At 62.7% G+C, this 5,771-nt stretch carries 5 protein-coding genes; 3 read left to right on the plus strand and 2 right to left on the minus strand.

Annotated features, from left to right (window positions below):
* A partial coding sequence (locus ABJF10_RS28780; protein WP_348548051.1) for a GNAT family protein occupies positions 1 to 473 on the plus strand: 473 nt, incomplete at its 5' end.
* Positions 470 to 820, plus strand: a complete 351-nt coding sequence (locus ABJF10_RS28785) for a (2Fe-2S) ferredoxin domain-containing protein (protein WP_348548052.1) — start codon at positions 470 to 472, stop codon at positions 818 to 820. The genes ABJF10_RS28780 and ABJF10_RS28785, both read left to right, overlap by 4 nt.
* Here ABJF10_RS28785 and ABJF10_RS28790 read toward each other — a convergent pair.
* Positions 817 to 1,581: a hypothetical protein gene (locus tag ABJF10_RS28790; protein WP_348548053.1), complete on the minus strand. Its 765-nt coding sequence runs from the start codon at positions 1,579 to 1,581 to the stop codon at positions 817 to 819. The genes ABJF10_RS28785 and ABJF10_RS28790 overlap by 4 nt on opposite strands.
* Positions 1,582 to 1,707: 126 nt before the next feature.
* Between ABJF10_RS28790 and ABJF10_RS28795 the strand changes: the two genes are divergently transcribed.
* Positions 1,708 to 2,439, plus strand: coding sequence for a hypothetical protein (locus ABJF10_RS28795; protein ID WP_348548054.1), 732 nt, complete (start codon positions 1,708 to 1,710; stop codon positions 2,437 to 2,439).
* Between the two features lie 34 nt (positions 2,440 to 2,473).
* Here the strand turns inward: ABJF10_RS28795 and ABJF10_RS28800 are convergent, their stop codons facing one another.
* A complete protein-coding gene (locus ABJF10_RS28800) occupies positions 2,474 to 5,254 on the minus strand; it encodes a phosphoenolpyruvate carboxylase (RefSeq protein ID WP_348548055.1) in 2,781 nt (926 codons plus the stop codon).
* Positions 5,255 to 5,771 lie beyond the last annotated feature (517 nt).

The raw sequence follows: 5,771 nt of genomic DNA on the forward strand, positions 1-5,771 counted from the left end.
CGCTCGCGGATGCGCGCCAGTTCGTGATCGATGTCGTGCAGCAGGCCGAGAACAACCACAACATTCACGCCGCGATCCTGCTCGATGGCCATATTGTCGGCATCGCCAGTTATCATCGCATCGACTGGCTGAACCGGAGCACGTCCATCGGTTACTGGCTCGCCGAGGCGCACGAGGGGCAAGGGCTCGTCACCGCGAGTTGCCAGGTGCTCGTCGATCATGCTTTTGCCGCGTTGAACCTGCACCGCCTGGCCATCGCCTGCGCCACGGGGAACACCCGCAGCCGCGCTATTCCACCGCGCCTCGGCTTCGTGCACGAAGCCCGCCTGCGCGACGCCGAATGGCTCTACGACCATTTCATCGATCACGAGGTCTACGTGCAATTGCAACCCGAGTGGGAAGCGCGGATGATCACGCGGCTGGCCGGCATTTTTCCCACCGCCGGAACTGCCAGTACTTCTCCGCCACCATGAACGAAGCCATTCAAGCTGGACTCGAAAAGGCCGGTGTCGCCCGTGCGGAACGCCATCTGTTTCTGTGCCTCGGCCCGGATTGCTGCGCGTCGGCCGACGGCGAGCGCGTGTGGGAATACGTGAAGCAACGCGTGCGCGAAACCGGCCAGAAGGCCATGCGCACGAAAGCCGGCTGCTTCCGCATCTGCGCCGGCGGGCCCTGGCTGGTCGTCTATCCCGAGGGCACGTGGTACGGAGCGATGACGCCCGATCGTTTCGAGCGCATCCTCCAGGAGCACCTCATCGGCGGCCAACCGGTGCAGGAATGGCTCGTCGCCCGCAACGATTTGGGCGGCGGCGGCGCCTAAATGCTTTCCCGGAGCGCCCGGAGCCGCCGCTCCAATTCCGCCGCCCCCAGATAGGTCGTCCGCACCGCCCACCACACCCGCGGCAGACCGCGCGGCACGAACAGCTTCTGGCGTAAGAGCACCACGATCTCCTGTCGATCGTACGCGGAAAGAAACGCCCGCGCACTCGGCATCCACTGCTCAATGGAAATGCGCCCCACCAAATCTTGCAGGAAAATCAACAGGTCGTCGGCATGACGCTCATCGGCACCAATCGTGGGGTGATGCATGACCTCGAAATCAATCAAGCGCGCGCGATCGGCCGACGGTTCATACACGAAATTGCCGGAGTGCGGATCGCCGTGCGACCACGGGCCGTGGAAGGTCGCGCACTCCGCCTCGTGCGCCCGGCGCAACTCCCGCGCCGCCGCTTCCAGCATCCGCGCCGAAAGGGTTCCATGACTGAGATGGTGCGAAAGGCTTTTCCCCGGCACTTCCTCGGCCGCGACCGCGCACGCGCCCTCGGCAAAGGCCTGAAATTCCCCGCCGTGCAATTGCAGGAAACAATCCACCTCCCAGCGCTGCCAAATCGCCAGTTCATCGAGCGCCTGGATGGGGTTGCCGGCCAGGCGGAAAAAGCGATTGGCGCAAGCCATGATCGGGCGCGCAGTCCACCGCCGCCGCTTGATCCACAGCGCGCGGCCATCGCGGCATTCCCGCGAGACGGCATTGATTTTGATCCGGTCCACGAGGGCGCCGGCGGCACTGAAGATTTGGCTCATGGCCACGACAGCTTATCCGTCCGTCACAGGCACGCAACTCCACCGGCTTATCCCCGATGGAGAAACCCGAAACAAACCGCAGAAGGCGGTGTTGCCATCCCCATTGCCCCAGCTAGCCTCTCCCCCATGCGCCCACGTGATCTCAGCACTTTGCTAGCGCTCGTTGCCCTGCCGGCCATGGCGGCGCAGGATCCGGCCGCTCCTTCCGCGACGGACGCAAAGTTTCGCCGGGCCAATTTTCGCCACGATGTCCCGCTACGGGAGAGCGACGAGGATCAACCCTTTCTGCGTGCTTCCTTTCCCCTGCCACCGGGAGGACGCGAATTGGAAATGCAGCCCACTTCCTCCACGCCCTACGATCGCTACTTCGGCAGTGTCCGGTCCGTGATCGCCAGCCTGGAACCGCACGGCATTTCCATGGCCAAGGCCTGTCATTTGATGAAAGTAGGGCACAGTTTCGAGTACGTCTCGCGCGACCCTTACCGGCCCGATCCGCCGAAACTCACCGAGGTGCAGCACTCTGGCGATTGCAAGTCCAAGGCCCTCTGGCTGTACGATAATCTTGCCGACGCCGGCGCGCTCTTCGTGATCGGCAAGGCGGAAAAGAGCCTGCGCACCAGCCATGCCTGGATCTACTGGCGCTGCGACGGACGCTGGTGGATCCTCGACTGCACCGACCGCGCCGATCCCATCGCCGTGGACACCGTATCGCCAGACCGCTACGTGCCGTACTATTCCTTCGGCAAGCTCGGCACCTATCGCCACGCCGCGACCAAATCGAACGCCGTACCGGCCAATGCCGTGGCCGCGAATATCTCGACGGGCACATCACCCAACGGACAAAAAAAGGCGCGCTGAGGATTGTCGGCCGAGAGGGAGAAGACCGGGCGATCTACCCCGTGGTCCGCAAGCCACTGGCGATCGCGTTGATCGAAAGCAACAGATCCGGGAGCATATTCTCGGCGGCGGCCTCGTCTCCCGCAGCGCGGCACGCGCGCCACTTGGTAAGCAAATGGATCTCCTGTAGATGCAGCACGCGCAAGGCTTCCGCGCGCAGTTTCAATGTCCGCAGCATACGTGGACGGCGATCGGCCATGGGCACCCCGCGCAGCTTTTCCAGCATCTCGCGCGTGAGATTCCATTCATCGACGATGATCTTCATGAACCGCTCGCGCAGCGCCGGATCCTGCACCATTCCCGCGTAGGCCTGCATCAATTCCAGGTCGGTACTGGCGATACTGGCTTCGATGTTGGTGAGCACGTAATACAGGAATGGCCAGGTGCGAAGCTGGTCCTTGATTTCCGCCAGCTCTGCTTCCGTGAGTGACTTGAGCCCGGAGCCCGCGCCGAACCAGCCGGGCACATAAAAGCGCGACTGGATCCAACTGAACACCCATGGAATCGCGCGCAAATCGGCCAGGCTGGGTTTCCCCGTCCGACGCGAGGGACGCGACCCGATGCGGCTATGTTCCAGCGCGTCGATCGGCGTGGCCTGCCGGTAGAAAGTGATGAAATCCTCGGTGTCGAGCAGCCGGCGATACGCCTGCTGGCTCGCGCGGGAAAGCCGCTCCAGCACAGGCGCGAGCGGGGGCGGCATGGGCGCGCTGCGCTCGTGCTCGATCGTGGTGGCCGTGACGCCCGCGAGGAGCAGTTCGAGATTGTAAGTGGCGGTGACAAAGTGGCCGAATTTCTGCGCAATCGTCTCCCCTTGCTCGGTGAGCCGGATGTCGCCGGAAAGCGAGTTGTTTGGCAGCGCCTCGAGGAAACGATGCGTGGGACCGGCGCCACGACTGACCGTGCCGCCGCGACCGTGGAAAAAGCGGATGCGCACACCGGCGTCGCGCCCGAGTTGGGCCAGGCGGGCCTGCGCTTTTTGCAGGCCCCACTGGCTCGCAAAAATGCCGGAGTCTTTGTTGCTGTCGCTGTACCCGACCATCACCTGCTGGGTCAGCGGCAGTTTTTCGCGGCCCCAGTTCCAGGACAGAAAATCCAGGCTGCGGCGCGTCATTGGCTCCTCGATAAATGCGCCCAGAATCGACGGCGCCGCCTCGAGATCGTCGAGCGTTTCAAACAACGGCACCACGGGCAGGACACAGACGAGTCCCTCGGGCAGGGTGCGCGTGAGTCCCGCTTCACGCGCCAGGACATAGACGACGAGCAAATCGGAAAGCCGTCGCGTCATGCTGATGATCAGCGCGCCGATGCCATCCGCGCCGCAACGCGCGATATGCGCCGCGAGCACTCGATAGCAGCCGAGGACCGCGTCGGCTTCCGGGCCAGCGGAGGCTGAGGTGTGCAGGAACGGGCGCGGCGAACGCAGTTCTTTTTCGAGGAAACGCAGGCGCTCATTTTCGGTCCACTCCTCCCATTGGCTCCCATCGAGGCCAGCCGCATCCATGAGCTGCGACAAGGCCTTCGCGTGGAAGACGCTGTTCTGGCGGATGTCGAGTTGCGCGAGGTGAAAGCCGAAGACTTGCACCGCGCGCAGCACGGGCCGCACGTCAGAATCCGCCAGTCGCTGCGCGCCGACTTCGACGAGTGAATCGCGCAATGTGCCCAAGTCCGCGGCCAGTTGGCCGGCGAATTCGTAGCTGCCCACTCCGGAGTGCAGTTGGGAAATTTGATGTGGTGCGGTTTCGATAGGCAGCTTCTCGATCAGCAGTTCCACATATTGCCGCCACGGCTCGCTGGCATTGGTGGAAAGAACGGCCCGTGCTTTTTCGCCGAGCGATTCCGCGAGCTTTTCGCGGGCCGCCACCAAGGATTGCGGCAGCGGCTGCATCCATTGGGAAAGGCTCAGCTTTTCCGCCAGTGCCATGAGTTGGCGGCGCAAGACAACGAAGGCATTCACCCGCAGGCGCTCCAATGTTTCCGCGGTGACTTCCGCCGTGACGCCCGGGTGGCCATCGCGGTCGCCACCCACCCACATGCCAAAGCGAATTTGCGGCAGCTTTGTTTCGTCCCGCAAACGCGTCGCAGCGAAGCCGGCCGCCGACCACGCATGATCGAGGCGCTCGTCGATCTCCGGCAGGACGGATGGGAAAACATCGCGCAAATAGTGCAGGACGTTGCGGCGCTCGTCGGCCAGCGTGGGCTTTTCGAGCAGAATTTCGCCGGTCCGCCACAAGCGCTCCAAGGCGGCCTTCGTCTTCACGCGCAATGATTGCAGTTCGGACGCCGGCAGCGTTTCCCGATCGGGCCCCGCCAACAAAGCGTAAAGCGACCGATGCTGATCGAGCACCGCAAGTCGCTTGGCCTCCGTGGGATGCGCAGTGAGAACCGGCTCCACCCGCACACGAGCGAGCGTGTCCCCGATGACGGATTCCGGGATCCCGTCGGCCTTCAACTTCGCAAATCGCTCCCCCCAGAGCCCTCGCTCGGCTGTCACGCCCTGCTCTCGTTCCCGCAAGGAACGGACGTAGGCGGCCGCGTTCTCCTCGACCATGTTCAGGAGTTGAAAAGCGATCGAATAGACGAGCCCGATCTGGGTGGGGACTCTCGTCGCATCGAACTCCGCCGGATCGGATCCAAACCACGGTAAATGGCTGGCGAGATCACTCAGCCCGAGCTCGCCCAGCACTTCGCCTAGGCACTCGATAAAGAATCGCAGATCGCGTTCGATTTTCTCGAAGCCGATCGTGACATAATCGGAAACAGGTTGGCCCTTTGTCATAAAATGAAAACCCTGCCCCCTTATTCACCGCAGCGAGGGGTGGAGCAAGAAAAACCGTGAAATTGCCTGACGTCCGTCGCGCCGGGGCCTCAAACGCCATCGCCGTCGCCCATCCAATACCGCGGGAACCAATTTTCACACGGACGCCATCGACGACCCGGCAATCCCCGCCATCGCAAGGGGCACGTCAGTTCGTTTAAATTGTGGCGAAGCTCTCCGGCGGCGCGCGCATAGCGAACTGGCAACCGAAACGGCGCACCTGATGAATTGCGAATCAAGGGACAAACTGTCGAGTTTGCGGATGACAGCGAGAGTGGCGATCGCGATCACTTTCCGGTTTTCACGTGAATGATCGGACCGCTGCTATTCCCGTTCACGAATTTCGTGTCTGCCTCCATCAGATTCGGGCAAAAAAATGGCCCCGTCTCTTGTTTCCAAGAGACGGGGCGTATTACTGGCGACGTCCTACTTTCGCACAACCTAGAGATGCACTATCATCGGGGCTGCAGCGTTTCAC

The sequence above is a fragment of the Chthoniobacter sp. genome, assembly GCF_040003245.1.
In the GTDB taxonomy this organism is placed as follows: domain Bacteria; phylum Verrucomicrobiota; class Verrucomicrobiia; order Chthoniobacterales; family Chthoniobacteraceae; genus Chthoniobacter.